At 71.7% G+C, this 25,604-nt stretch carries 24 protein-coding genes; 12 read left to right on the forward strand and 12 right to left on the reverse strand.

Annotated features, from left to right (window positions below; all coding sequences use genetic code 11):
- Window positions 1-120 precede the first annotated feature (120 nt).
- From ACSBPH_RS07720 to ACSBPH_RS07740, 5 genes are read left to right on the forward strand one after another with little or no spacing between them, the layout of a single operon-like run.
- Window positions 121-2,730, forward strand: a complete 2,610-nt coding sequence (locus tag ACSBPH_RS07720; protein WP_442577005.1) for a family 78 glycoside hydrolase catalytic domain — start codon at window positions 121-123, stop codon at window positions 2,728-2,730.
- Entirely contained in the window at window positions 2,727-3,455 is a 729-nt protein-coding gene (locus ACSBPH_RS07725) for an aspartate/glutamate racemase family protein (protein WP_442577006.1), read from the forward strand. Before ACSBPH_RS07720 ends, ACSBPH_RS07725 begins: the two co-directional genes overlap by 4 nt.
- A complete protein-coding gene (locus tag ACSBPH_RS07730) occupies window positions 3,452-5,425 on the forward strand; it encodes a glycoside hydrolase family 127 protein (protein WP_442577007.1) in 1,974 nt (657 codons plus the stop codon). Before ACSBPH_RS07725 ends, ACSBPH_RS07730 begins: the two co-directional genes overlap by 4 nt.
- A complete protein-coding gene (locus ACSBPH_RS07735; RefSeq protein ID WP_442577008.1) occupies window positions 5,404-6,744 on the forward strand; it encodes a RuBisCO large subunit C-terminal-like domain-containing protein in 1,341 nt (446 codons plus the stop codon). The genes ACSBPH_RS07730 and ACSBPH_RS07735 overlap by 22 nt, the downstream gene beginning before the upstream one ends.
- Entirely contained in the window at window positions 6,737-8,095 is a 1,359-nt protein-coding gene (locus tag ACSBPH_RS07740) for a four-carbon acid sugar kinase family protein (RefSeq protein WP_442577009.1), read from the forward strand. Before ACSBPH_RS07735 ends, ACSBPH_RS07740 begins: the two co-directional genes overlap by 8 nt.
- Before the next feature lie 191 nt (window positions 8,096-8,286).
- Here ACSBPH_RS07740 and ACSBPH_RS07745 read toward each other — a convergent pair whose 3' ends face one another.
- A complete protein-coding gene (locus ACSBPH_RS07745) occupies window positions 8,287-9,282 on the reverse strand; it encodes an SDR family oxidoreductase (RefSeq protein ID WP_442577010.1) in 996 nt (331 codons plus the stop codon).
- A gap of 20 nt (window positions 9,283-9,302) precedes the next feature.
- Here ACSBPH_RS07745 and ACSBPH_RS07750 point away from each other — a divergent pair, with 20 nt between their 5' ends.
- Complete coding sequence (locus tag ACSBPH_RS07750) at window positions 9,303-10,202, forward strand: esterase/lipase family protein (protein ID WP_442577011.1); 900 nt, start codon at window positions 9,303-9,305, stop codon at window positions 10,200-10,202.
- Here ACSBPH_RS07750 and ACSBPH_RS07755 read toward each other — a convergent pair.
- From ACSBPH_RS07755 to ACSBPH_RS07800, 10 genes are all read right to left on the reverse strand, one after another.
- Entirely contained in the window at window positions 10,189-10,959 is a 771-nt protein-coding gene (locus ACSBPH_RS07755) for an enoyl-CoA hydratase/isomerase family protein (RefSeq protein ID WP_442577012.1), read from the reverse strand. The two genes, ACSBPH_RS07750 and ACSBPH_RS07755, sit on opposite strands and share 14 nt — an antisense overlap.
- A 165-nt stretch (window positions 10,960-11,124) precedes the next feature.
- Window positions 11,125-12,312, reverse strand: a complete 1,188-nt coding sequence (paaE, locus tag ACSBPH_RS07760) for a 1,2-phenylacetyl-CoA epoxidase subunit PaaE (RefSeq protein ID WP_442577013.1) — start codon at window positions 12,310-12,312, stop codon at window positions 11,125-11,127.
- Window positions 12,312-12,815, reverse strand: coding sequence for a 1,2-phenylacetyl-CoA epoxidase subunit PaaD (gene paaD, locus ACSBPH_RS07765; protein WP_442577014.1), 504 nt, complete (start codon window positions 12,813-12,815; stop codon window positions 12,312-12,314). Before paaD ends, paaE begins: the two co-directional genes overlap by 1 nt.
- A 101-nt stretch (window positions 12,816-12,916) precedes the next feature.
- Complete coding sequence (gene paaC / locus ACSBPH_RS07770; protein WP_442577015.1) at window positions 12,917-13,759, reverse strand: 1,2-phenylacetyl-CoA epoxidase subunit PaaC; 843 nt, start codon at window positions 13,757-13,759, stop codon at window positions 12,917-12,919.
- Window positions 13,756-14,061, reverse strand: a complete 306-nt coding sequence (gene paaB, locus ACSBPH_RS07775; protein ID WP_442577016.1) for a 1,2-phenylacetyl-CoA epoxidase subunit PaaB — start codon at window positions 14,059-14,061, stop codon at window positions 13,756-13,758. The genes paaC and paaB overlap by 4 nt, the downstream gene beginning before the upstream one ends.
- A complete protein-coding gene (paaA, locus tag ACSBPH_RS07780) occupies window positions 14,058-15,017 on the reverse strand; it encodes a 1,2-phenylacetyl-CoA epoxidase subunit PaaA (protein ID WP_442577017.1) in 960 nt (319 codons plus the stop codon). The genes paaB and paaA overlap by 4 nt, the downstream gene beginning before the upstream one ends.
- Window positions 15,018-15,083: 66 nt before the next feature.
- On the reverse strand, window positions 15,084-15,488 hold the full coding sequence (gene paaI / locus ACSBPH_RS07785) for a hydroxyphenylacetyl-CoA thioesterase PaaI (protein WP_442577018.1): 405 nt from the start codon (window positions 15,486-15,488) through the stop codon (window positions 15,084-15,086).
- A complete protein-coding gene (paaZ, locus tag ACSBPH_RS07790) occupies window positions 15,485-17,548 on the reverse strand; it encodes a phenylacetic acid degradation bifunctional protein PaaZ (protein ID WP_442577019.1) in 2,064 nt (687 codons plus the stop codon). Before paaZ ends, paaI begins: the two co-directional genes overlap by 4 nt.
- On the reverse strand, window positions 17,548-18,357 hold the full coding sequence (locus ACSBPH_RS07795) for a 3-hydroxyacyl-CoA dehydrogenase family protein (RefSeq protein WP_442577264.1): 810 nt from the start codon (window positions 18,355-18,357) through the stop codon (window positions 17,548-17,550). Before ACSBPH_RS07795 ends, paaZ begins: the two co-directional genes overlap by 1 nt.
- Window positions 18,358-18,473: 116 nt before the next feature.
- A complete protein-coding gene (locus tag ACSBPH_RS07800) occupies window positions 18,474-19,223 on the reverse strand; it encodes an enoyl-CoA hydratase/isomerase family protein (RefSeq protein WP_442577020.1) in 750 nt (249 codons plus the stop codon).
- A gap of 119 nt (window positions 19,224-19,342) precedes the next feature.
- Between ACSBPH_RS07800 and ACSBPH_RS07805 the strand changes: the two genes are divergently transcribed.
- From ACSBPH_RS07805 to ACSBPH_RS07820, 4 genes are all read left to right on the forward strand, one after another.
- Window positions 19,343-19,963: a TetR/AcrR family transcriptional regulator gene (locus tag ACSBPH_RS07805; protein ID WP_442577021.1), complete on the forward strand. Its 621-nt coding sequence runs from the start codon at window positions 19,343-19,345 to the stop codon at window positions 19,961-19,963.
- Between the two features lie 117 nt (window positions 19,964-20,080).
- On the forward strand, window positions 20,081-20,674 hold the full coding sequence (locus tag ACSBPH_RS07810) for a DoxX family protein (RefSeq protein ID WP_442577022.1): 594 nt from the start codon (window positions 20,081-20,083) through the stop codon (window positions 20,672-20,674).
- A 141-nt stretch (window positions 20,675-20,815) separates the two neighbouring features.
- A complete protein-coding gene (locus tag ACSBPH_RS07815; protein ID WP_442577023.1) occupies window positions 20,816-21,964 on the forward strand; it encodes a zinc-dependent alcohol dehydrogenase in 1,149 nt (382 codons plus the stop codon).
- Window positions 21,965-21,988: 24 nt separating this feature from the next.
- Window positions 21,989-22,558, forward strand: a complete 570-nt coding sequence (locus ACSBPH_RS07820; RefSeq protein WP_442577024.1) for a hypothetical protein — start codon at window positions 21,989-21,991, stop codon at window positions 22,556-22,558.
- Window positions 22,559-22,649: 91 nt separating this feature from the next.
- Here the strand turns inward: ACSBPH_RS07820 and ACSBPH_RS07825 are convergent, their stop codons facing one another.
- Window positions 22,650-23,156 (reverse strand): DNA modification methylase, encoded by a 507-nt coding sequence (locus ACSBPH_RS07825; RefSeq protein WP_442577025.1) that lies wholly within the window; start codon window positions 23,154-23,156, stop codon window positions 22,650-22,652.
- Window positions 23,157-23,286: 130 nt separating this feature from the next.
- Here ACSBPH_RS07825 and ACSBPH_RS07830 point away from each other — a divergent pair, with 130 nt between their 5' ends.
- Together ACSBPH_RS07830 and ACSBPH_RS07835 are read left to right on the forward strand one after the other, a co-directional pair.
- Window positions 23,287-24,264 (forward strand): aldo/keto reductase, encoded by a 978-nt coding sequence (locus tag ACSBPH_RS07830; protein WP_442577026.1) that lies wholly within the window; start codon window positions 23,287-23,289, stop codon window positions 24,262-24,264.
- A 226-nt stretch (window positions 24,265-24,490) separates the two neighbouring features.
- Window positions 24,491-25,441: a helix-turn-helix domain-containing protein gene (locus ACSBPH_RS07835; protein WP_442577027.1), complete on the forward strand. Its 951-nt coding sequence runs from the start codon at window positions 24,491-24,493 to the stop codon at window positions 25,439-25,441.
- Window positions 25,442-25,604 lie beyond the last annotated feature (163 nt).

A 25,604-nucleotide genomic window follows, 5' to 3' on the forward strand; every position in this document is an offset into this window, starting at 1 on the left:
CGGTATCGCGCTTCGCGCGAGTGGATGGTATTTTGAAACGTCACAACATCGTTGTCGCCGTCGTTGCGCTTCGACTATAGTCGTAAATGAAACGTTTCGAAATCGAATCTGGAGTGTCCAATGACGGTCACGGTGTCCGCACCCCGCATCGAGCATCACCGCGAAGCGCGCGGAATCGGCGAACCCCGGCCCCGCCTGTCGTGGACGATCACGGCCGCTCCCGCCGGCTGGGCGCAGATCGCGTCTCGCATCGAGGTGCTGCGGGGCGAGGCATCCGTCGCCTTCGACGTCGAGGGGTCGGAGCAGGTGCTCGTCGCGTGGCCGGACGAGCCGCTCGCCTCGCGGGAGATCGCGCACGTGCGGGTCAGCGTCCGCGGGGAGGACGGCGCGTGGTCGGCTCCGAGCGAGTGGACGACCCTCGAGGCCGGTCTCCTGACACCCGGCGACTGGTCGGCGGGGCCGATCGGCGCCATCCGCAACGAGAACCCGCATTCCGACCGCCGCCGGCCCTCCCTCGTGCGCACGGAGTTCGCGGCACGACCCGGGCTCGTCCGCGCGCGGCTCTACGCCACGGCGCACGGCGTCTACCAGGCCGAGATCAACGGGCGGCGCGTCGGCGACGACATCCTCTCCCCCGGCTGGACCGTCTACCGCGATCGCCTCCGCTACTACACCTACGACGTCACCGATCTCATCGAGCCGGGCGCCAACGCGATCGGCGCGTGGCTCGGCGACGGCTGGTACCGCGGCCGGCTCGGCTGGCGCGGCGGCTTCCGCAACCTCTCGGGCGACGACCAGTCCTTCCTCGGGCAGCTCGAGCTCACCTACGAAGACGGCACGCGACAGGTCGTCGCGACCGACACGACGTGGAAGTCGGCGCGGAGCCCCATCATCGCCTCCGGCATCTACGACGGAGAGGACTACGACGCGTGCGAAGAGCTCGCCGGCTGGTCGCTCGCCGGTTTCGACGACGGCGAGTGGGACCGCGTGCAGCTGCGGCGCCGCGACCCCGCGACCCTCGTCGCCCCGAACGGACCTCCCGTGCGCGTGACGCAGGAGGTGGCTCCGGTCGAGGTGCTGACGACCCCGTCGGGACGCCGCATCCTCGACTTCGGGCAGAACCTCGTCGGCGTCGTGCGCCTGCGTGGCGCGGCGCCCGCCGGCACGACCGTGACGCTGCGCACCGCCGAGGTGCTGCAGGACGGCGAGCTGTACACGCGGCCGCTGCGCGAGGCGAAGTCGACCGACCGCTACACGTTCGCCGGACGCGCCGAGGGCGAGGAGTGGGAGCCGCGTTTCACGTTCCACGGATTCCGCTACGTCGAGGTCGACGGCTGGCACGGCGACATCGACGCCGATGTCGCGCGCGGCGCGCTCGTGGCCCGCGTCATCCACACCGATCTCGAGCGGACCGGCTGGTTCGCGTCATCCGACCCGCTGCTGGACCGGCTGCACGAGAACGTCGTGTGGGGCATGCGCGGCAACTTCGTCGACGTGCCCACCGACTGCCCGCAGCGCGACGAGCGGCTCGGCTGGACGGGCGACCTCCAGGTGTTCGCCCCGACCGCGTCGTTCCTCTACGACTGCTCGGGCATGCTCACCGGGTGGCTGCGCGACCTCGAGGCCGAGCAGCTCCCCGACGGCACGGTGCCGTGGTTCGTCCCCGTGATCCCGGCCGACACGATGTGGACGCCGCAGCGCCCCGGCGCCGCGTGGGGCGACGCCGCCACCGTCGTGCCGTGGACGCTCTACGAGCGGTTCGGCGACCTCGGCGTGCTGCGCGCGCAGTTCGAGAGCGCACGCAAGTGGGTCGACCTGCAGGCCGAGATCTCGGGCCCGTCCCGCCTGTGGGACACGGGCTTCCAGCTCGGCGACTGGCTCGACCCCGCCGCGCCGCCGCAGGATCCCGCCGACGCCCGTACCGATCGCCACCTCGTCGCCACGGCCTACTTCGCCCTGTCGGCGCGACTGGTCGCCCGCATGGCCGAGGCCCTCGGCGACGTCGCGTCGGCCGAGAAGTACGGCACGCTCGCCGACGAGGTGCGCAGCGCCTTCGTCGCGCGCTACGTCGGCGACGACGGCCGCATGACCTCCGATGCCCAGACGGCCTACGCGATCGCCCTGCGATTCGAGCTGCTCCCCGAGTCGCTGCAGGATGCCGCGGCCGACCGCCTCGCGGAGCTCGTCCGTGAGGCGGGCAACCGCATCGCGACGGGCTTCGTCGGCACGCCGGTGCTCGCCGACGCGCTGAGCGCGCACGGCCACCTCGAGACGGCGTACGACCTGCTGCTCGAGCAGGGCTGCCCGTCCTGGCTGTACCAGGTGCAGATGGGTGCGACGACGGTGTGGGAGCGCTGGGACGCGATGCTCCCGGACGGGAGCGTCAACTCCGGCTCGATGACCTCGTTCAACCACTACGCCCTGGGCGCCGTGGCCGACTGGCTGCACCGCGTCGTCGCCGGCCTCTCGCCCGCCGCTCCCGGCTACCGCCGCATCCGGTTCGCTCCGCGTCCGGGCGGCGGGCTCACTTCGGCGAGCGCGCGGCACACGACGCCCTACGGCGAGGCGTCGATCCAGTGGCGGCTCGACGAGGGCGGACTGCACGTGAGGGTGGAGGTGCCGGTCGGCGCCGAGGGGATCCTCGACCTCGAGGGAGAAGACGTCGAGGTGCTCGGCCACGGCGTGCACGAGCGCCGCGTCGCGGACGCGGTTCTGGAGGAGATCGCATGAGCCTGCGCATCGCCCTGCTCCACACCGGAGCGGTCAACATCGAGCCGATCGGCGCGGCCGCCCGCGCCGCACTCCCCGACGCGACGGTCGTGAACTACCTCGACGACCGGATCGTCGCGGATCTCGGCGACGCCGAGCGCGCGGCATCCGTTCCCGGGCGCATCCGCGATCTCGTGCACGCCGCGAAGGAGGGCGGAGCCGACGTCGTCATGCTGACGTGCTCGTCGATCTCGGAGCTCGCGGCTCCCGTGAGCGCAGAGACCGGCGTCCCGGTGCTGCGCATCGATGAGGCGATGGCGGATGCCGCGGTCGCGACCGGGCAGCGCATCGCCGTCGTCGCGACGCTTCCGACGACGCTGCGCCCGACGCTCGGGCTGCTCGAGGAGCGCGCTGCCCTCGCCGGGCGCGCGCCGGAGTTCGCCTCGGAGGTCGTGGCCGGCGCCTTCGAGGCCGTGGCGTCGGGAGACCGCGCGACCCACGACCGGCTCGTCGCGGCCGCGATCGAGCGGCTCGCCGCGGACGCCGACGTCGCCGTGCTCGCGCAGGCGTCGATGGCGTCGGCCGCGCAGTCCGCCGAGGTCGCCGTGCCGGTGCTCACGAGCGTCGCGCCCGGGATCGAGCGCCTCGCCGAGACGGTCCGGGCCGGGGTGCGAGGCGAGACGGCCGCGGGGGCGGGACCGGTCGCCGGGGCCGCGGCCGGGTCGGGCGCGGAGGCCGGACGATGACGGCGTCGGTGCGGTTGAAGCCGCTCGGCGCGGCCGACGCGCGCTGGGCGCGGGGCTTCTGGGGCGGCGTCCACGACCGCACCCGCGCGACGACGGTGCCCGACATGTGGCGCGCGCTCAGCGACCCCGCGGTGAGCCCGGCGTTGCGCAACTTCCGCATCGCCGCCGGCGCCGAGGAGGGCGGCCACGAGGGCCCACCCTTCATGGACGGCGACTTCTACAAGTGGCTCGAGGCCGCGATCGCGCAGCTCGAGACCGACCCCGAACCGTGGCTCGCCGAGACGGTCGAAGACCTCGCCCAGCTCATCGCGTCGGTGCAGCGCGAAGACGGCTACCTCCACACGCCGACGATCATCGCGGCGCGCAACGACGAGGAGGCGACGGCCCTGGCCGATCGCTTCAACTTCGAGACGTACAACCTCGGCCATCTCATCACCGCGGGTGTGCGCCACTACGAGGTGACGGGCTCGACGACGCTCCTCGACGCAGCCAAGGGCGCGGCATCCTTCCTCGAAGACCTCGCCACGAACAAGCCGCTCGAGCTCGCCCGCAGCGCCATCTGCCCGTCGCACTACATGGCCGTCATCGACCTGTACCGGGCGACCGCAGACGAGCAGTATCTGCGGCTGGCCGAAGCGTTCCTGCGCGTGCGCGACGACTTCGACGGCGGCGACGACAACCAGGACCGCCTTCCCGTCCGCGAGCAGGTCGTGGTCGCCGGGCACGCCGTGCGCGCGAACTACCTCTACGCGGGGCTCGCCGACCTCGTCGCCGAGACGGGAGACACCGAGCTGCAGGGCGTGCTCGAGAACCTCTGGAGCGACGTCGTCGACACGAAGCTCTACGTCACGGGCGGCTGCGGAGCCCTGTACGACGGGGCCTCTCCCGACGGCTCGCCCTGGCAGGACCAGATCAGCCGCGTGCATCAGGCCTACGGACGCGCGTACCAGCTGCCGCACACGACGGCCCACAGCGAGACGTGCGCGAACATCGGCATGATCCTGTGGAGCGAGCGGATGCTGTCGCTCACGGGCGACGCGAAGTACGCCGACGTGATCGAGCGCATCGCCTTCAACACCCTCCTCGCGGGGATCTCGCTCGGGGGCACCGAGTACTTCTACACGAACCCGCTGCGCCAGGTGCGCGACCTGCCGTTCGCGCTCCGGCGGCCCGGAGACACGGGGCTTCACCCCGTGCCGCCTCCCCCGCCGTCCGACGAGCGCCTCCGTGAGCGCTATCTCAGCTGCTTCTGCTGCCCACCCAACGTCGCGCGCACCCTCGCGCGCTTCCACGAGCGTGCGGCCTCGGTGTCGGCCGACGGACTCTTCGTGCACCAGTACGGGGGCAGCGACATCCGTTCCCCCCGCGACGACGGGCGGCTGCTCGGGCTCCGCGAGGAGAGCGACTACCCGTGGGACGGCCGCATCGCCTTCACGGTGACCGAGGCGACCGAGGGCGGGATGCCGCTGCACCTGCGCGTTCCCGGCTGGGCGGCCGAGGCGACGCTCGAGGTGAACGGCGCGGCCCTTCCCGCGCCGACCCCCGGCACGTACGCCGTCGTGGACCGCCGGTGGGAGGTCGGCGACGTCGTCGTGCTGACGCTGCCGATGCCCGTGCGGGTGCTGCGCGGACACCGCCTCGCCGAGGAGCTCACGGGGCAGGTCGCCGTGCAGCGCGGCCCGGTCGTCTATTGCCTCGAGAGCAGCGATCTGCCGGACGGCGTGACGCTCGAACAGGTCGCGCTGCGGCGGGGTGCCGAGCTGCATGTGCGCGAGTCCGAGGTCGAGGGGCATCGCCTCATCGAGGTGCGGGGCGAGGCGGCCGTGCTGCCCGTCGACGACGGCGACGAGCTCTACGCCGATCTCGAGCGGGCCGACCTCGGCACGTTCGAGGTGCGGCTCATCCCGTACTTCGCGTGGGGAAACCGCGGGGCATCCGAGATGTCGGTGTGGCTCCCGCTGGTGTGGTGATGGGCGAGTCCGTTCGGGCGACGTATGTCGTCGAGACCGCTCTCCCGCTCGAGAAGGCGGCCGAGGTGCTCGCCGGCGAGCAGTCGACCGGCACCTTCGTGCGCGTCGAGCGCGAGACCGACGATCTGCGCGCGCGGTTCGCGGCCCAGGTCGAGTCGGTCGACGAGATCCCCTCCGACGGCGCGACGCCGCTGCCGGGCACGATCGGCGAGGGCACGCCCCGCCGGGCGCGGCTGACGCTGCGATTCCCGCTCGACAACTTCGGGCCGTCGCTGCCGAACCTCCTCGCCGCTGTCGCGGGCAACCTCTTCGAGCTGAAGGAGTTCGGCGCCCTCAAGCTCGTCGACCTCGACCTGCCGCCGGCCTTCAGCGAGCGCTACGCCGGCCCGCGCTTCGGCGTGGCGGGCACGCGCGCGCTCATGGGCCGCCCCGAGGGCGCGATGATCGGCACGATCGTGAAGCCCTCGATCGGCCTCTCCCCCGACGACCTGGCATCGCTCGTCGGCGAGCTCGCCCACGCCGGGGTCGACTTCATCAAGGACGACGAACTGCAGGGGAACGGCCGGGCCGCGCCCCTCGCCGAGCGCGTCCGCGCCGTCATGCCGGTGCTCGAGCGGCACGCCGACCGCACGGGCACGAAGCCCATGTACGCCTTCAACATCACCGACGACATCGACCGGCTCGAGGCCAATCACGACCTCGTGGTCGAGGCGGGCGGGACGTGCGTCATGGTCGTGATCCCCGACGTGGGCCTTGCCGGCCTCGAATACCTCTCGCGGCGCACGGAGGTGCCGATCCACGGCCACCGCGCAGGCTTCGGCGCCCTCAGCCGCTCGCCGCAGGTGGGCATCGGCTTCCGCGCCTGGCAGCAGCTCGCGCGCCTCAGCGGCGCGGACCACCTCCACACCAACGGCATCTCGAACAAGTTCTACGAGACGGATGCCGAGGTCCTCGACTCCATCGCGGCGGTGCGGGCGCCTCTGCTGAACCTCGCCCCGACCGTTCCCGTCCTGTCGTCGGGCCAATGGGCGGGTCTCGCGCACGCCACCTACGCCGCCGTCGGGACGGCCGACCTGCTCGTGCTGGCAGGCGGAGGCATCCACGGCCATCCGGACGGCTCCGCGGCGGGCGTGGAGAGCATGCGGGCAGCGTGGGACAGCGCCGTGCGCGGCGGATCGGCCGCAGACGCGCTGGCGGCTTCCCCCGCGCTGCGGCGGGCGGTGGAGATGTTCGGGCCTCTGCGCGAGCCCGAGACGCTGCGGCAGGCCGCGCAGATCGGTCTGCGCGAACCGGAGCCGTCCGGGCGCGGAGATGCCTAGAGCCGCCGTCGCCTACTACGGCGACGACTTCACGGGCAGTGTCGACGTGCTGCTGCAGTTCGCGCGGTACGGGCTGGCGGGGCGTCTGTTCACCGCCATGCCCTCGCCGCAGGCGCTCCGCGAGGCGGCCGAGGCCGCCGACGTGGTCGGGATCGCCGGGATCGCGCGGTCGCTGCCGACCGAGCAGCTCTCGGGCGAGCTGTCGCCCGTGTTCGAGGCGCTGCGCGATCTCGGCGTGCCGGTCGTGCAGTACAAGGCCTGCTCGACGGCCGACTCGTCTCCGACCCTGGGGTCGATCGGCCGGGTCATCGAGGTCGGGAGGGCGGTCTTCGGGGAACGGCCCGTGCCGATGCTCTTCGCGCAGCCCGACTTCGGCCGCTACACGGTCTTCGGCCATCACTTCGCGCGGGAGGGCGACACCGTCTACCGGCTCGATCGGCAGCCGACGATGTCGAACCATCCCTCGACGCCGATGCGCGAGTCAGACCTCGCGCGGCACTTCTCGCTGCAGACGTCGCTGCCGATCCGCTCCCTGGCGTGCTGGAACGACGGCGAGCCCCTCGCGTCGGCGATTGCGGGTGCCCGCCCCTTCGCGTCGGCGATCGCGGGTGCGGACGACGCCGAGCCCCTCGCGGCGGCGATTGCGGGGACGGATGCCGCGGCCCTCGTGCTCGACGCGCTCACCGACGAGCACGTCGAGGTCGTCGGCCGGGCCGTGCGGGTGCTCGCCGCAGCGGCGTCCGGTCGGAACGCGGGGCCGGACTTCGACCCCGTCTCGGGTCCGGTCTTCGCGATCGGGTCGGGCGGGCTCAGCCGCGGCCTCGCCGCCGCGTCGGGAGCCGCGCGCCGCGAGGTGCCGGCGTCGGGAACTCGGTCGGGGCCTGTGCTGGCCGTGTCGGGCAGCCGGTCTCCTCAGACGAGAAGGCAGGCGGATGCCGCGGCCGCCGCCGGGTGGCTCGCGCAGCCGCTGCGGCTCGATCAGTCCGCCGGCGCGATCGCGGACGTCGTGGCCGCGCTCGCGAGCGGACGCAGCGTCGTGCTGACGTCGGACGACGCGGACGTGCCGGACGGCGCCGGGGCTCTCGAGGCGATCGCGGAGGCCGCGGCATCCGTCATCCGCGCCGCCGTGCGCGCGGGGGCGACGCGACGGGTCATCGTATGCGGGGGCGACACGTCGAGCCGTGTCACGCGGCTCCTCGGGGTCGATTCGCTGTCGATCACGGCCAATCCCGTGGCCAACGTCGTGCTGCTGCGCGCGCACTCCCTCGACCCGGAGGTCGACGGCCTGGAGCTGCTGCTCAAGGGCGGCCAGGTCGGCCCCGCCGACCTGTTCGAGCTCGTCCGCGGCTGACCGCGCCCGGGCGAGGCGAAGCGCCCGGCCCTTCCAGGCCCCCGGGCGAGGCGGCGTTCGGCCCTACCCGGTCCCCGAGCGAACGAGCGGAGGGCATCACCGCGGCGGAGGGCCCAAGCGACAGCATCCGCCCTCCCCTCCGGCCACACCCTCCCCTCGTGCGGGGAGCCGGGTCCGGAGGCCGATCGGGGTCAGCCCGCGGAGCGGGCGTGAGCCACCATGCGGTCGAACGCGGCGTCGAGCTCGGGGCTCACGATCTGCAGGTCGGGGTTCGCGTCGTAGTGCGCCAGGATCTCGTGTGCGCCCTGATCGAAGCGGGTCGTCGTGCCGAACGCGGGCACGAGCCGCTTGATCTTCGAATTGTCGAAGAGCGCGGTGAACGCCTTGTCGCCGACGAGTCCGGGGCCGTGCTCGGGAGCGAAGGCGGCGATGGTCTCGGATGCCACGTGCACGAAGTCCGGGTGATCGACGCCCGCGGCATCGGCGAGCCACTGGTAGATCTGGTTCCAGCTCGGTGCGTGGTCGCCCGTGATCGTGTAGGCCTCGCCGATCGCGAGCGGGTTGCCGAGGAGCCCCGTGAAGCCCACCGCGAAGTCGCGGGAGTGGGTCAGGGTCCACAGGCTCGTGCCGTCGCCGTGCACGACGACGGGCTTTCCCTCGCGCATGCGCGCGATGTCGGTCCAGCCGCCCGTCGTCGGGAACAGGCGCATGTCGTACGTGTGCGACGGACGCACGATCGTCACGGGGAAGGCGCGGTCGCGGTATGCCGCGACCAGGAGGTCCTCGCACGCGATCTTGTCGCGCGAGTACTGCCAGAAGGGGTTTCGCAATGGCGTCGACTCCGTGATCGGCACCGAGCGGGGCGGCTTCTCGTACGCCGACGCCGAGCTGATGAAGATGTACTGCCCCGTCCGGCCCTCGAAGAGCTCCACGTCGAGCGAGACGTGGTCGGTCGTGAAGGCCAGGAATTCCGCGACGACGTCGTACTCGGCATCCCCGATCGCAGCGCGCACCGAGTCCGAGTCGCGCACGTCGCCGACGAGTTCGCGCACGCCGTCTGGAAGATCGCGCCGCCCCGAACCCCGATTGAGGACCGTGACGTCGTGGCCGGCCGCAACGGCGTCGGCGACGCACGATGCACTGATGGTTCCGGTCCCGCCGAGGAAGAGCACGCGTTGAGCAGTCATGGTGAGTATTCTTCCCTCTCATGGCGAGCCTGGGCCGGATCCTCTCGTGGTGGGGGCAGGACTACGCCTACGCCGCCTACTGGCAGGTGCGCGCGACCCTGCGACCGGGCGACAAGAAGGCGCTCCGCTCCGGCACCGGGCGCCCCGTTGTCATGGTGCCGGGGGTCTGGGAACCATGGGGCTTTCTCGGGCCCGTCATCGAGGCGCTCCACGGTGCCGGGCACCCCGTGCACGTCGTCACGGCGCTCGGCCGCAACAGCCGGCCCGTCGAGGATTCGGCGCACATCGTGGCGGACTTCATCGCCGAGCGCGACCTGCACGACGTCGTGGTCGTCGCGCACAGCAAGGGCGGTCTCATCGGCAAGTTCGTGATGAGCGAGCTCGATCCGCAGTCGCGCATCACGAGCATGGTCGCGATCTGCACGCCGTTCGCGGGCTCCGACTACGCGCGGTTCATGATGACGCGCACACTCCGCGCGTTCTCGCCGAAGGATCCGACGACCCTGCGCATGCAGCGCAACCTCGAGGTCAACGCGCGGATCACGACGATCTCAGGCGTCTTCGACCCGCACATCCCCCGCATCGTCGCGCTCGAGGGAGCGACGAACATCACCCTCGAAGACGGGGGGCACTTCCGCCTCCTCGATCGCCCCGAGGTCACCGACATCGTCGTGGAAGTCGCGGGGCGCCCCGCAGTCGTGCAGGAGAGGATCGTCGACGAGGTGGTCGCCGCGGCGACGGATGCCTCGCCCCCGGCCCCGCCCTCGACCCAGGTCGCGAAGCCGCCCACGAGTCCCCCGCCGAGTTCGACCCCGCGATCGAACTCGACCCCGCCGTCGACCCCGGCCCCCGGCATCCCTCTCCCGCCCGATGCCGAGGTGAGCACGGGCGGGACGCCCGAGACGCCTAGCGTCCCGTGAAGCCGGGCGTGCGCTTCTCCTGGAAGGCGGCGAACCCCTCGCGGTAGTCGTCGCTGTCGCACAGCGCCGCCTGCGCGGCGTTCTCGAGGTCGACCGACGCCCACAGCCCGAGACGCTCGTCGCGCAGGCGCCGCACGAGCTCCTTGCTCGCCCGGAACGCCGCGGTCGCACCCGACGCGGCGCGCGTCGCCGCGGTGATCGTCGCGTCGACGACCTCGGCGGCGGGGAAGACCTGCGAGAACAGCCCCGACTGCACCGCCTCGGTGCCGGACATGAGCCGTCCCGTGTAGATGAGGTCGAGCGTCTTGTGGGCGCCGAGCCGCTCGAAGAACAGCGCGTGGCCGCCCGAATCGAGGGTCGCGCCGAGCGCGGCGAAGGGCGATCCGATCTTGGCGGTGTCGGCGACGTAGACGACGTCGGTCGCGATGAGGAGCCCGAGCCCCACCCCGAGGCACGCGCCGTGCGCGGCGGCGAAGGTCGGCGCGGGAAAGCGCGACATCCGCTGCAGGAGGGGCGTCACGAGGCCGCCCAGGTAGCCCATGACGTCGTCGTCCCGCGGGTCGACGCCCGAGATGTCGCGGCCGGCGCAGAACGCGCGGCCCTCGCCGCGGAGCACGAGGGCACGCACCCCGGATGCCTCGGCCTGCGCGTACGCGGCATCCAGCTCCCCGATCGCCTCGCCGTCGAGGGCGTTGAGCTTGGCGGGGTTGTCGAGCACGACGTGCGCGACGCCGTTGTCGATGACGAGGTCGATCATGGGCGCTCCTTGGCTGTGCGGGGCGGGAGGAGATGACGGGAAAGGAGGAGATGACGGGAAAGGAGGAGATGACGGGAAAGGAGGAGATGACGGGAAGGGAGGAGATGACGGGAAGGGAGGATGCTTCGGCACGATGTGACCCTCCGCACGCGTCATCCCCTCCCGTCAGACGTCGTAGTCCACGACGACGCGGGGCGTCTTGGGATGGGACTGACAGGTCAGGACGTACCCGTGCTCGAGCTCGTCCGGTTCGAGCGCGTAGTTCTCGGTCATGGCGACCGACCCCTCGACGAGCCGAGCACGGCACGTGCCGCACACGCCCCCCGCGCACGCGAACGGGACGTCCGGGCGCACGCGCAGCGCCGCGTTGAGGATCGACTCGTGCGCATCGACGGGGCTGGCGACGCTCGAGGACTGCCCGTCGAGGGTGAACTCGAGGCGGTAGACCTCCGCGTCGTCGCGCACGACGACGGGGCGCCCGGCCGAGGGCAGGGCGGCCCCCGGCTCACCGGTCGTGAAGAGCTCGTAGCGCACGCGCGCCGGATCGACCCCGACCGCTTCGAGGGTGTCGCGGCACAGCTGCACGAGGTCGAACGGTCCGCACAGGAACCACTCGTCGACGGTCTCGGGGAAGACGAGCTCGTCGAGGATGCGGCGCAGGCGCTCCTCGTCGATGCGCCCCGACAGGAGCGGCGCGGTGCGCTGCTCGCGCGAGAGCACGTGGTGAAGGGCCAGCCGCGTCGGGTAGCGGTCCTTGAGCTCGGAGAGCTCCTCGACGAACATCACGTCGGTCGTCGAACGGTTCGTGTAGACGAGGGTGAAGCGGGAGGTCTCGGAGCGGGCGAGCATCGTGGCAGCGAGCGACATGAGGGGGGTGATGCCCGAGCCCGCCGCGATCGCGGCGACGTGCCGCCCGTCGAGGTCGGCGAGCGCCGACGTGAAGCCGCCCTGCGGGCTCATCACGTCGAGCGTGTCGCCCACCCGCAGCTCGGTCTGCGCCCACGTCGAGAAGCGTCCGCCCAGATCGCGCTTGATCGCGACGCTGATCGTCTGCGGGCCGTCGCCGCCGCCGCCCGAGTCCATCGCACGGCAGAGCGAATACGAACGGCGGACCTCGTGCCCGTCGAGGACCGTGCGGAGGGCGACATGCTGACCGGCGAGGTAGTCGTAGTCGCCCCGCAGCTGCTCGGGGATGGCGAAGGTGACCTCGATCGAGGCATCCGTCAGCGGACGCACCGCCGCGACCCGCAGCGGATGGAACCGCGCGCGATGCCGGCTGCCGCGGGGCCCTCCGACGACGCCGGCGAGGAAGCTCTCGGCGATGCGCTCGGACTCCGGACCGTGCTGCGCCATCAGTGCACCTTGAAGTGGTCGAAGGGCTCGAGACAGCTGAGGCACTCGAACAGCGCCTTGCACGAGGTCGAGCCGAAATGCGCGACCTCGCGGGTGTCGAGCGAGCCGCAGCGCGGGCAGCGCACGCGCAGGCGCACCGAGATCGCACCGCTCACCCTCGCGCGACCGGTCGGCGGCGCGATGCCGAACTCCTCGAGCTTGCGCTTGCCGGCATCGGTCATCCAGTCCGTGGTCCAGGCGGGAGCGAGCGTGAGCCGCACCTCGACCTCGGCGAAGCCGGCCGCCGACAGGGCGAGCAGGAGGTCGTCGCGGATCGTGTCGACGGCGGGGCAGCCCGAGTAGGTCGGCGTGATCGTGACGACGACCCGGTCGCCTTCGGCCTCGACGGCACGGAGGATCCCGAGATCCTCGATCGTCAGCACCGGGACCTCGGGATCGGTGACGGATGCCGCGACCCGCCGCGCGAGCGCGGCACGGTCGGTCGGCACGGCGGTCGGGGCCACCGCGCGTACCGTACTCAGGACGGACGGCGCCCATGCACCCCCTGAACCGGGTGCGTGAGGGCTCACAGGCGCGGACGGTCCTGAGTACGGCACGGCGCGGGTCACCATGTCGCCCCCGGGTGCGCGCGGGCGAGCACCTGCATCTCGGCGAGGATGAACCCGAGCGGCGCCGCGTGGCTCCCGCGGCGACCGCCGCCGGCCGATGCGAACGCGGTCGGCGTCTCGATCCCGGCCTCGGCGAAGACGGCCGCGATCACGGCGTCGAAGGGCTCGCGCAGAGCGGAGGGACGCACGGCGACGCCGCGCTCCGCCAAGGCGTCGGTGAGCGGTTCGTCGCGGAAGAGCTCGCCGACGTAGGGCCACACGTCGGCGACGGCCCGCAGCATCCGCCTTCTCGACTCATCGGTGCCGCCCGCCAGCCGCAGCGTCCACTGCACGGCGTGGTCGCGGTGGTACTCGACCTCTTTGACGGCCTTGGCGGCGACCGCGGCGAGTGTCGGGTCGGCGGAGTCCTGCAGACGCGAGTACAGCTCGAACCAGTAGACGGATGCCGCGAGCTGGCGTGCGATCGTCTGCGCGAAGTCGCCGTTGGGCTGCTCGAAGAGCCAGGCGCTGCGGAACTCCGGCTCGTCGCGCCAGTACGCCAGGTCGTCCTCGCTGCGGCCGTCCCACGCCCCGGCGTAGTGCAGGAGCGAGCGCGCGTGGCCGAGGAGGTCGAGCGCGATGTTGCCGAGCGCGACGTCCTCTTCGAGCTCGGGTGCGCGCGAGATCCAGGCGCTCAGCTGCTGCGCGAGGATCAGGGCGTCGTCGCCGAGCCACAGCGCGTACTCGGCGATCTCGGCCGAGGCGGGTCGGGCGTCGCCGCCGGCGAGCTCGGCGGAGAGGGCGATCTCGTCGACCGTGACCCACGGCTCGGGCGCCGAGGCCTGTCCAGGGGCGCTCACAGGTGCGGCACCCCCTCCGAGGCGGTGTAGTACCGCGCGTGACGGTAGTTCTTGCCGGCGGGCGACTCGAAGAAGGCGCCCTTGGCGTCGGGATCGCTCGTCGTGATGGCGTCGGCGGGCACGACCCACACCGACGTCCCCTCGCCGCGGCGCGTGTAGAGGTCGCGCGCGTTGCGCAGCGCCATCTCGGCGTCGGGGGCGTGGAGCGATCCGGCGTGCACGTGCGAGAGCCCGCGCGCAGCGCGCACGAACACCTCGAACAGCGGCCAGGTCTCGCGGTCGGAGCCGCCGGGGGCGCTCACGCCGCCACCTCGGCCGCGTCCTGCTTGCGGGCGTACTCGGCGGCGGCCTCGCGCACCCAGGCGCCCTCCTCGTGTGCGGCGCGGCGGTTGCGAAGACGCTCGGCGTTGCACGGACCACGGCCGGCGAGCACCTCCATGAACTCGTCCCAGTCGATCTCGCTCATGTCCCACCGCTGCGTCTCGTCGTTCCAGCGCAGCTCGGGGTCGGGGAGTGTGACGCCGAGCGCCTCGGCCTGCGGCACGAGCATCCCGACGAACCGCTGGCGCAGCTCGTCGTTCGAGAAGCGCTTGATCTTCCAGGCCATCGACTGCGCCGAGTTGGGCGAGGCCTCATCGGGCGGTCCGAACATCATGAGCGACGGCCAGTACCAGCGGTTCACGGCATCCTGAGCCATCTCGCGCTGCGCGTCGGTGCCCTGCATGAGGGCCAGGAGGATCTCGAAGCCCTGGCGCTGGTGGAACGACTCCTCCTTGCAGATGCGCACCATGGCACGCCCGTAGGGACCGTACGACGCGCGGCACAGGGGCACCTGATTGCAGATCGCCGCGCCGTCGACGAGCCAGCCGATCGCGCCCATGTCCGCCCATGTGGGGGTCGGGTAGTTGAAGATCGAGGAGTACTTGGCCTTGCCGTCGATGAGCTGCTGCGTCATCTCGTCGCGGGTGATGCCGAGGGTCTGCGCCGCCGAGTAGAGGTACAGCCCGTGGCCCGCCTCGTCCTGCACCTTGGCCATGAGGATCGCCTTGCGCTTGAGGCTCGGTGCGCGCGTGATCCAGTTGCCCTCGGGCTGCATGCCGATGATCTCGGAGTGCGCGTGCTGCGAGATCTGCCGGATGAGCGTGCGGCGGTACGCGTCGGGCATCCAGTCGCGCGGCTCGATGCGCGAGTCGGCCTCGATGAGCGCGTCGAACGCCGCCTGCGCCTCTGCTTCGTCGACCAGCGTGTCGGTCGTCATCATCGACTCCTTAATTACAGACCGTTCGTTCAGTAAGTCTACCGCGCGAGGACGGATGCCGGGGGCTCACGTGAGCGGCGGCCGGTTGGTCGTGAGCGACCGGCCGCGGAACTCCGCCACGACGTCGCCCGTCTCGTCGGTCACCGTGACGTCGTAGAGTCCCGTGCGACCGGACCGGATGCGGCGCCGGGCGTCGGCCCTGAGGACCTGCCCCGCCTCCGTCGCCTTGAGGAACGTGATGTCGGCGCCCGCCGCGACCGTGACGGCCTCGTCTTCGTTGCAGGCGATCGCGAACGCGGTGTCGGCGACGGCGAAGACGAAACCGCCGTGCGTCAGCGCGAACCCGTTGGTCATGTCCTCCCGCACGGGCATCGTCACGACGGCGTGCCCGGGCTCGTCGACCACCACGCGCATGCCGAGCATCGCCGATGCCCGGTCGCGCTGCATCATGACCCGCAGCCGCTCGCTCATGCCATCGCCTCCGCCGCCTGCTCCTTGGCCACGAGGGTCAGGACGTCGTAGGTGGCGACGAGGTCATCGTGCTGGTTCAGGATGACGGCATCCCACCGCACCTCGCCGTACTCGTCGGTCTCGCGCGGCGTGATCTGCTTCGCGGTCAGGATGACGCGGATCGTGTCGCCGGGAGACACCGGCGTGAGGAAGCGGAGGTTCTCCAGGCCGTAATTGGCCAGCACGGGGCCGGGGGCGGGATCGACGAAGAGCCCCGCAGCCCACGAGACGAGCAGGTAGCCGTGCGCGACCCGACCCGGGAAGAACGGATTGGCCGCCGCGGCCGCCTCGTCCATGTGCGCGTAGAACGTGTCGCCGGTGAAGTGCGCGAAGGTCTCGATGTCATCGAGCGTCACCTCGCGCGACGCGGAGGCGACCTGGTCGCCGAGCTCGAGCTCGGCGAGCGACTTGCGGAAGGGATGGCGCCCCTGCTGCACCGCCGCCCCCTCATGCCACACGCCGGTGAGCGCCGTGAGCATCTCGGGCGATCCCTGCACGGCGGTGCGCTGCATGTAGTGCAGCACGGCCCGGATGCCGCCGAGCTCCTCGCCGCCGCCCGCGCGCCCGGGTCCGCCGTGCACGAGGTGGGGAACCGGCGCACCGTGTCCCGTCGAGGTGCGGACGTTGTCGCGGCTGAGGAACAGCACGCGTCCGTTGAACGCGGCGATGCGACTCATGAGCTCCGCCGCGACGCCGGGGTCGTTCGTCGCCACGCTCGCGACGAGCGATCCGCCTCCGAGGTCGACGAGTGCAGCGGCCTCGTCGAGGGTGCGATACGACAGCACGCTGGCGACGGGGCCGAAGGCCTCGACCTCGTGGACGGCGGGGGCCCCGGCATCCGCGAACCCCAGCAGGATCGGCTCGATGAAGGCGCCCTCCGAAGCGCGCCCCGTCGAGCCGTCCGCCCGCACGGTCTCGGGGGGCTCGGCGGAACCGAGGAGGAGCCGGCCGCCCGCAGCCTGGAGCTTTCCGACCGCCGCGAGCACCTCGTCGCGCTGCGCGACAGAGACGAGCGGACCCATCGTGACCCGTTCGGCATGCGGGTCGCCGATCACGACGCGTTCGGCGATCTTCTCGCGCAGCGCGTCGACGAGGGCGTCGACGGATGCCTCGGGCACGATCGCGCGCCGGATGGCGGTGCACTTCTGCCCCGCCTTGGTCATCAGCTCGACGAGGAGCTGCGTGACGTAGGCGTCGAACTCCGGTGTACCGGCCACGGCGTCGGGGCCGAGCACCGAGGCGTTGATCGAGTCGGTCTCGCTCGTGAAGCGCACGCCCGGCGCGGCCTGGGCGCGCAGGCGCTCGGCCGTCGAGGCGCTCCCCGTGAACGACACCGTGTCGCCGAGGCCGAGATGGTCGAAGACCGTCGGGATGCCGCCGCACACGAGCTGCAGCGCACCCTCGGGCATGCGCCCCGTATCGACGAGGATGCGCACCCACGCCTCCGCGAGGTACGCCGTCGGCGTCGCGGGCTTCACGAGGCTCGGGACTCCCGCGAGGAAGGCGGGCGCGAACTTCTCCAGCGCGCCCCATACCGGGAAGTTGAAGGCGTTGATCTGCACCGCGACGCCGGGGAGCCGCGAGTACATGTGGCGGCCGAGGAACGTGCCGTCCTTCGAGAGGGGCTCGACGGGACCGTCGAGATAGACCCGCGCGTTCGGGAGCTCGCGGCGGCCCTTGGACGAGTAGGTGAAGAGCACGCCGATACCGCCGTCGATGTCGCTGAGCGAGTCGCGCCGCGTCGCGCCGGCACGGGCGGACAGCTCGTACAGCTCCTCTTTGCGGTCGGTCAGTGCGAGGGCGAACTCTTTGAGGAGCAGTGCCCGCTGATGGAAGGTCAGCGCACCGAGCGATGCCTGCCCCGCGGTGCGCGCGTACTCGAGCGCGCCGCCGAGATCGGCGCCGTCGGCGCTCACCCGCGCGATGAGCTCACCCGTCGAGGGGTCGCACACGTCGACGCCCTCGCGCCCGTCCGGCGTCCACCACTGTCCCCGCAGGTAGCTCGGCAGGATGTCGGTCATCACTGGCTCCATTCGTAGAATCCTCGGCCCGTCTTGCGCCCCAGGCGCCCCTCGGCGACCATGCGCCGCAGCAGTCCGGGTGGCGCGAAGCGCTCGCCGAGCCGCTCGTGGAGCTCTTCGGCGATCGCGAGCCTCACGTCGAGTCCGACGATGTCGGTCGTGCGCAGCGGTCCGGCAGGATGCCGGTATCCGAGCTCCATCGCGGCGTCGATGTCTTCCGCCGACGCGACGCCGTCTTCGAGCATCCGGATCGCCTCGAGTGCGAGGGCGACCCCGAGCCGGCTCGATGCGAAGCCCGGGGCGTCGCGCACCGCGACGGGCGTCTTGCCGAGGGCGCGCACCCAGCCGACGGCTTCGTCTGCGACGGCGGCGGATGTCGCGTTCCCCACGACGACCTCGACGAGCAGCGATGCCGGCACCGGGTTGAAGAAGTGCAGCCCGAGGAAGCGGTCGGGGCGCGCGAGGCCCGCCGCGAGGCCGTCGATCGAGAGGGAGCTCGTGTTCGACGCCAGGACGGCGTCGGGGGCGAGCACGGCCTCGACCCGCGCGAGGGCCGCGCGCTTGAGCGCCGGATCCTCGGGCACCGCCTCGACGACGAGCGCGCACCCGGCGAAGGCCGAGGCATCCGTCGCCGTCGTCACCGCCGCAAGCAGCTCGCCCTGCGCGCGGGTGGTCGTGCCGCGCTCGACCGAAAGGGTCAGGCTCCTGGCCACCCGCGCCTGCGCGGCCTCGGCCGCGGCGCGATCGGTCTCGACGACGACGACCCGCGAACCCGCGACGGCGAAGGCGTGCGCGATGCCCGCGCCCATGCGGCCGCCCCCGAGCACGCCGACGAGAGCCGGGACGGTGGCGGGCGACGGGGCGGCATCGGGGCTCGCTGCGGAATCGGACGGCGCACCGAGGGGCGCCGCGGGCGAGGCATCCGTCATCTCGTCCTCCTCTCGAGGAAGGCCGTCATGCGCTCGTGCTTCTCGGGGCGCTCGAAGAGCTCGGCCTGCAGCTCGAGGTCGATCCGCGGGTGCGCGTCGGGCGGCGCGTGGAGCGCGGTCTTGGTGTGCCGGGTCGCGAGGGCGTCGTTCGCCGCGATGCGGTCGGCGAGGGCGTGGGCCGCGGCGAGCAGGTCTTCGGGGTCGTGCACCGACGAGAGGAGCCCCCACGCAAGGGCCTCGTCGGCGTCGAGGATGCGTCCCGTGAGCAGCAGCTCCGCGGCGCGCGAGTGCCCGACGATGCGCGGCAAGCGCCAGGTGGCCCCTGCGGCCGCGATGATCGCGAGGCCCGTCTCGGGGTTGCCGATGCGCGTGCGCGGTGTGCCGAGACGGATGTCGGCGGCGTAGGCGAGCTCGGCGCCGCCGCCCAGGGCGTAGCCGTCGACGGCCGCGATGACGGGCATCGGCAGGGCGGCGATGCGCGCGAAGGCGTGCGTGTTGATGCCCTCGCGGGCGTCGGCGGCGCGCCGGTCGCGCAGCTGGCCGATGTCGGCGCCGGAGGCGAAGACGCCGCCCTCGCCCGCGAGGATCAGGGTCTTGGGGTCCTGCTCGAGCTCGATGCACAGGGCGTGGAGCGCGTCGACCGCGGCGAGGTCGATCGCGTTGCGGGTGCCGGGGCGATCGAGGATCGCCACCACCCGGTCCGCGCCCCGTTCGAGCCGGAAGGGAGGCCGGATGCCGTCCGTCATCAGCTGCGCTCCGCGTCGTCGTGGAATATCTAACCGATCGTTCAGTAATAATGTCAGAGACGGTGCGGGATCGCCAAGGGGCCGGCGTGACCCGCACCGGCGGATGGGAGACTGAGGCCATGACCGCGACACCCGCGACCGGCCTCCCCGCGGCGCCCGCCCGGCGTGGGCGGCCCGGCTACGACCGCACGCAGATCCTGCAGGTCGCCGTCGGCCTCTTCAACGAGCAGGGTTACGACGCGACGTCGGTCGCCGATCTCGCGGCCCGCCTGGGCCTGACCAAGTCCGCGCTGTACCACCACTTCGACTCGAAGGAGCAGCTGCTCGCCGAGGCCCTCGACGACGCCCTGAGCGCCCTCGAGGGCGTGCTCGACGAGGGCGCGGCGACGACCGGGTCACCCGCCGAGCGACTCGATGCCGTGCTGCGCGGGGCCGTCCAGGTGCTCATCGACCGGCTCCCCTCCGTGACCCTGCTCCTGCGCGTGCGGGGCAACAGCCCCACCGAACGCGCCGCACTGGAACGCCGCCGCCTGTTCGACCAGCGGGTCACGGAGCTCGTGCGCGCGGCTCAGGATGCCGGGCTCGTCCGCGCCGACATCGACGGCGCGGTCACGACCCGCCTCGTGTTCGGCATGATCAACTCCGTCGTCGAGTGGTACCGCCCGACGGGCCCGATCGACCGCGACCGCCTCGCGCACGACGTCGTCACGATCGCCCTCGACGGCATGCGCACGCGCTGACCCGAGCGATTCCCGCCCACCGGGAACACTCCGCCCGCGATGCGAACCTGAGAGTAGCGTGTGTGTGGTCAGACCACAGACATCCGCGGAACATCCGCCACACACGAGGAGGACATCATGACCACACACGCGGTGCACACCGCAGTTCCTGCCACGACGGCGCGCACCACTCACATCACGGCACTTCCCCTGCAGGAGACACTCGTCACGACCGTGACCGGGCGTCGCAGCCTCGCGGTCATGCGGCTGGCGACCGGCTTCATCTTCCTGTGGGCCTTCCTCGACAAGACGTTCGGGCTCGGCTTCGCGACGCCGATCGAGCGGGCCTGGATAAACGGCGGCACGCCCGCTCAGGGGTTCCTCATGAGCGAGGGTGTCACCGGCCCGCTGCAGCCCCTCTTCCAGGCGATGGCCAACCCCTTCGTCGACTGGCTGTTCATGGCCGGGATGCTGGCGATCGGCCTCTCGGTCATGCTCGGCGTGGGCCTTCGCGTGGCCGCGGTATCCGGCACGGCGCTCATGCTCCTCATGTACCTCGCCGAATGGCCTTTCGCGGCCGGCGCGGGGTCGACCAACCCCCTCGTCGACTACCACATCATCTATGCGCTCGCCCTGATCGTGATCGCGGCCCTCGCCGCCGGCGACACGTGGGGCTTCGGAGCCCAGTGGAAGGCGCTCCCTCTCGTGCAGCGCAACCACTGGCTCGTCTGATCCCCTCTCCTGCGGCGCCCGGGCGACCGGGCGCCGCCTCGTGCGTCCGCGGGTATAACCCGGGCGAGGTCCGCATGCAACCCCCTGAGGCGTTCGGCGCATTCGACGCAGGCTGGCATCTCGCGAGTGAGAGGGTGCCACATGAAGGCGATGACGTATCGCGGACCGTACAAAGTCCGCGTCGAAGAGAAGCCCGATCCGACCATCCAGCACCCGAACGACGCCATCGTGCGCGTCGAGCTCGCGGCGATCTGCGGATCCGACCTGCACCTGTTCCACGGGATGATGCCCGACCTCCGGATCGGCCACACCTTCGGTCACGAGTTCATCGGCCGGGTGGAGCAGGTCGGCCCGTCGGTTCAGAACCTCAAAGCCGGCGACCGCGTCATGGTGCCGTTCAACATCTTCTGCGGCTCGTGCTTCTTCTGCGCGAGGGGCCTGTACTCCAACTGCCACAACGTCAACGCCAACGCCACGGCCGTCGGCGGGATCTACGGATACTCGCACACGGCGGGGGGATACGACGGCGGGCAGGCGGAGCTCGTCCGCGTGCCCTTCGCCGACGTCGGACCCTCGATCATCCCCGACTGGCTTCACGACGAGGACGCGCTCATGCTCACCGACGCGTTCTCGACGGGCTACTTCGGCGCGCAGCTCGGCGACATCGTCGAGGGCGACACGGTCGTCGTGTTCGGCGCCGGACCCGTGGGCCTCGCAGCCGCCCGCTCGTCCTGGCTCATGGGAGCGGGACGCGTCATCGTCGTCGACCACCTCGACTACCGCCTCGAGAAGGCGCGGGAGTTCGCGTTCGCCGAGACCCACAACTTCGCGCAGGTCGATGACGTCGTGGTGCTGCTCAAGAAGGCGACCGACGGGCTCGGCGCCGACGTCGTGATCGACGCCGTCGGCGCCGAGGCCGACGGCAACCTCACACAGCACATCACGTCGGCCAAGCTCAAGCTGCAGGGCGGCTCGCCGATCGCGCTCAACTGGGCGATCGATGCGGTGCGCAAGGGCGGCAACGTCTCGGTCGTGGGCGCCTACGGACCACTGTTCAGCGCCGTGAAGTTCGGCGACGCGATGAACAAGGGCCTCACGATCCGCACGAATCAGGCGCCGGTCAAGCGGCAGTGGCCGCGCCTTCTCGAACACATCCAGGAGGGGCGCATCTCACCGCGCGACATGATCACGCACCGGATCCCCCTCGACGAGATCGCCGAGGGGTACCACATGTTCTCGGCCAAGCTCGACGACTGCATCAAGACCGTCGTGCGGCCGACCGCCGTCTGACGTCCGGACAGGAAAGACACCGTCATGCCGTACACCGCCCGCAAGCCCGCGCTCCCCGAGTCGGCCGATGAGCTGCGCACCCGCATCCCGGGGTGGGGAGCCGACCTCGACCCCGCCGACCGGCCGTCGTATCCGAAGGAGCGATTCGCCCCCGAGGAGACGGGAGCCCACTGGGACCTCCCCGAGAGCCAGCCCGACCCCGGCAACCGCGAGCGCTCCCTCGAGCACCTGCGCCTGACACCGGTCTTCGGAACCGCCCAGCCCCTCCACGGCGTCTCCGGGGCCATCCGCCGCTTCGCCTATGCGCGCTACAGCGAGGCGCGCGCCGCGCACTGGCTGCTCCTCATCGCCGGCGACCGCGTAGAGGCCATCGGCGCGCACGTGCGGTCATTCGCGACGCTCCGGCCCGACAACCCGATCACGCAGACGGGCATCCTCGGCGAACGCGGGCGCCACCCCATCTCGTCCAGGTTCGGACGCCATCGCGCCGACCTCCGGCACGCCTGGCTCGACCCGCTCATCGTCGCGGGTCCGTGGGTGCTCTCGATCGTCGGCGCCGTTACCATCGTCCGCCGGATCGCGCGGCTGTTCTGACCCCGTGCGCGGCCCCCGCAAGACGAGGGCCTACGGGCGGGCCCCGGTCGCGGCATCCGTCCCCTGAAGAGCCTCTCCGCCGGCGTCAGCGTCAGGAGCATTCGCCCGGCGTACGGCGCCCGTCCGGCTCCAGCCCCTCGAGATAGGGCAGGCACCCGTCCAGGACGGGGATCTGCCGGAGGACGCCTTCCTCGTCGCCGACCTGGAAGGAGACGGCCACCATGGCGCCGGGCAGCGCTCCCAGACCCTCGATCAGCGGAGGATCTTCGAGACTGTCCTTCTCGCCGAAGCTGACGGTCGAGTTGGCGGGAACAGGGATGTCGAGGGCCGCGGAAGAGTCCTCGCCCACCCGGACGTGCAGAACCTGGCGGTCCTCGGTGGGGTTGACGATCGCCGCGATGAGGTTGCCCTCGGTTCCGTCCTCGTTGGCGACGATGAGCACATTGCGGATCTCCAGCGGCCCGACGTCGTGGATGTTCACGCCGACACCGCTGCGCGTGTAGGGCTTGCTCGTACCCATCTCGGCCAGGAAACCGCAGCCGGTCGTGGTGAGCATGACGGCCAGGACGACGGCCGCTCCGGATAGCAGACGATTCACGGGTCCTCCTCGATGCAGGGCGAGGGCAACGTTCCCCAACGTACCCTCCGAGGCCCCGCGACGCGCCGACTCGGCGAGACTGAGTGTGCGGGCGTTTCGGCTCGCGGCATCCATCCCCTGAGGAGCATCCATGCAACTCCACCGCCTCGGAGACTCCGGTCTTCGCGTCTCGCGCATCATCCTCGGCTGCATGAGCTACGGCGACCCCGACCAGGGCACGCATGCCTGGTCGGTCGGCTACGACGAGGCGCTGCCGTTCTTCCGCCAGGCCGTCGAAGCCGGGATCACGACCTTCGACACCGCCGACGTCTACTCCAACGGGTCGAGCGAGGAGATCACGGGGCGGGCGCTGCGCGAACTCGCCGATCGCGACGACGTCGTCATCGCGACGAAGGTGCACGGCCGTATGCGGGAGTCGGAATACAGTGGAGGCTTGTCGCGCAAGCACATCATGGCGGCGGTGGATGCCTCGCTCCGCCGCCTCGGGACCGACTACATCGACCTCTACCAGATCCACCGCTTCGATCCCACGACGCCCGTCGAGGAGACGATGGAGGCGCTGCACGACATCGTCCGGGCCGGCAAGGTGCGCTACCTCGGCGCGTCGAGCATGAGCACGTGGCAGTTCGCGAAGCTGCAGTACACCGCCGACCTGCACGGCTGGACCCGCTTCATCTCGATGCAGGACCAGTACAACCTCATCCAGCGCGAGGAGGAGCGGGAGATGCACCCGTTCTGCCTCGACCAGGGGATCGGGGTCATCCCGTGGTCGCCGCTGGCCCGCGGCCGCCTCAGCCGCGCCTGGGGCGAGACGACCGGTCGCAGTGAGACGGATGCCTTCGGCCGGACGCTCTACCGTCGGAACGAGGCATCCGATCGCCGCATCGTCGACGCGGTCGCGGCGATCGCCGAGGAGCGCGGAGTCTCGCGCGCCCAGATCGCTCTCGCCTGGATGCTCCGCAAGCCCGCGATCACGGCGCCGATCGTCGGGGCGACCCGCCCGGCGCACCTCTCGGACGCCGTCGCCGCCGTCGGCATCGAGCTGAGCGACGGCGAGATGGAGCGCCTCGAGGAGCCGTACACGCCCCGAGCCGCGGAAGGCTACTGACCCTCGGGCGGGGCCGGACCGCGGCATCCGTCACCTCCCGCGTGCGCGGAAAGGATGCCGCATTCGGGAACGGGACAGTGTCGCGGGGTCGTCGGGCGTCGTCCGAGAAAGTTGACCGAAGTGCCGGTACACCGGCGCCCCGCCGGTGGTGCGACTGCGAACCCGTCGCACATCGTAAGGTGTATTCCGCCCCTCGCACTGGCTTCACTACGCCCACGCGAGGATGATGGACGACCTGGAGACGCCCTACTCACGGCGCATCGCACGCACGACGAGCATCGATGAGGCACGCCACTCGATGCGCGACCTGTACGGGACGACGCTGGCCCTGGTCGCCGACCCTCCCGCCGACTTCCGCTACGAGGCCGCGGCGGTCGCGCACGACGGCTTCTCGGCCGCGACCCTCCGGTTCGGCGGCAGCTGCCGGTCCGGCACCGAGTCGTTCCCCGACCTCGTCGTCGCGCACGCGGCAGCGGGCCGGCATCGGTGGCGGGCGGGGCGCGAGTCGGGACCGGGTTCCGTGCCGTTCCTCGTGCCGCCGGGACGCGACCTGCGCGTCGAGTTCAGCGGCCTGCACATCCGCACGCTCCGCATCGACGGCGACACGGTGCGGCGGACGGCGCAGGCTCTCACCGGCGCCGAGTCGGCGCCGCTGCGCTACGACGGCATCAACGGCGACTCACGTCACCACGCGCTCATGATCGAGTCGCTGCGCTTCGTCGAGGCGACGCTCATCGCCGACCCGTCGCTGCGCGACGCCCCGCTCGTACGGGCGCAGATCATCAACCAGACGATGACGAGCGTCTTGGCGGCGTTCCCGATCGTGGATCTCACGGCCCCGCGCCCGACCGCGACCTCTCGCGCCGTGCGCCGCGCCATCTCGCACATGGAGCAGCACCTGCAGGACCCCATTTCGATCGCCGACATCGCGATCGCGGCCGGCGTCTCGACGCGCGCCCTGCAGTCGGCCTTCCAGCGGCAGTTCGAGATGACGCCCTCGCACTACCTGCGTCGCATGCGCCTGCGCGCGGCGCACGAAGAGCTGCGCACCGCCACCGATGCGCGCGTCGCCGTGCGCGATGTCGCGCGCCGCTGGGGCTTCGTGCACGCCGGGCGCTTCGCCCAGCTCTACGCCGACCAGTACGGCGAGCGCCCGTCCGAGACGCTGCGCCGCTGACGAGGGGGTCGACGGATGCCTCGGCATGGGTGTCGGCTCGGGTGGGGCGTGCGGGGTCCGGCGTGGGGGGCCGTGTGCCGGATCCGGCGTGCGGGGTCCGGATGGGCCATGGCCGCCGGCTCACCGGCGTAGGAGATCGCGCGGAGGTAGGACAATTCCCGCC

Origin of the sequence: Microbacterium sp. F51-2R (assembly GCF_052180235.1) — a bacterium.
Classification (GTDB): domain Bacteria; phylum Actinomycetota; class Actinomycetes; order Actinomycetales; family Microbacteriaceae; genus Microbacterium.

Bases quoted from the DNA above. Each gene is read 5' to 3' on its own strand.
- ACSBPH_RS07720 (WP_442577005.1), top strand. From the start codon at position 121: ATGACGGTCACGGTGTCCGCACCCCGCATCGAGCATCACCGCGAAGCG.
- ACSBPH_RS07725 (WP_442577006.1), top strand. From the start codon at position 2,727: ATGAGCCTGCGCATCGCCCTGCTCCACACCGGAGCGGTCAACATCGAG.
- ACSBPH_RS07730 (WP_442577007.1), top strand. From the start codon at position 3,452: ATGACGGCGTCGGTGCGGTTGAAGCCGCTCGGCGCGGCCGACGCGCGC.
- ACSBPH_RS07740 (WP_442577009.1), top strand. From the start codon at position 6,737: ATGCCTAGAGCCGCCGTCGCCTACTACGGCGACGACTTCACGGGCAGT.
- ACSBPH_RS07745 (WP_442577010.1), bottom strand. From the start codon at position 9,282: ATGACTGCTCAACGCGTGCTCTTCCTCGGCGGGACCGGAACCATCAGT.
- ACSBPH_RS07750 (WP_442577011.1), top strand. From the start codon at position 9,303: ATGGCGAGCCTGGGCCGGATCCTCTCGTGGTGGGGGCAGGACTACGCC.
- ACSBPH_RS07755 (WP_442577012.1), bottom strand. From the start codon at position 10,959: ATGATCGACCTCGTCATCGACAACGGCGTCGCGCACGTCGTGCTCGAC.
- paaE (WP_442577013.1), bottom strand. From the start codon at position 12,312: ATGGCGCAGCACGGTCCGGAGTCCGAGCGCATCGCCGAGAGCTTCCTC.
- paaA (WP_442577017.1), bottom strand. From the start codon at position 15,017: ATGACGACCGACACGCTGGTCGACGAAGCAGAGGCGCAGGCGGCGTTC.
- paaI (WP_442577018.1), bottom strand. From the start codon at position 15,488: ATGAGCGAGCGGCTGCGGGTCATGATGCAGCGCGACCGGGCATCGGCG.
- paaZ (WP_442577019.1), bottom strand. From the start codon at position 17,548: ATGACCGACATCCTGCCGAGCTACCTGCGGGGACAGTGGTGGACGCCG.
- ACSBPH_RS07795 (WP_442577264.1), bottom strand. From the start codon at position 18,357: ATGGGCGCGGGCATCGCGCACGCCTTCGCCGTCGCGGGTTCGCGGGTC.
- ACSBPH_RS07800 (WP_442577020.1), bottom strand. From the start codon at position 19,223: ATGACGGACGGCATCCGGCCTCCCTTCCGGCTCGAACGGGGCGCGGAC.
- ACSBPH_RS07805 (WP_442577021.1), top strand. From the start codon at position 19,343: ATGACCGCGACACCCGCGACCGGCCTCCCCGCGGCGCCCGCCCGGCGT.
- ACSBPH_RS07810 (WP_442577022.1), top strand. From the start codon at position 20,081: ATGACCACACACGCGGTGCACACCGCAGTTCCTGCCACGACGGCGCGC.
- ACSBPH_RS07815 (WP_442577023.1), top strand. From the start codon at position 20,816: ATGAAGGCGATGACGTATCGCGGACCGTACAAAGTCCGCGTCGAAGAG.
- ACSBPH_RS07820 (WP_442577024.1), top strand. From the start codon at position 21,989: ATGCCGTACACCGCCCGCAAGCCCGCGCTCCCCGAGTCGGCCGATGAG.
- ACSBPH_RS07830 (WP_442577026.1), top strand. From the start codon at position 23,287: ATGCAACTCCACCGCCTCGGAGACTCCGGTCTTCGCGTCTCGCGCATC.
- ACSBPH_RS07835 (WP_442577027.1), top strand. From the start codon at position 24,491: ATGGACGACCTGGAGACGCCCTACTCACGGCGCATCGCACGCACGACG.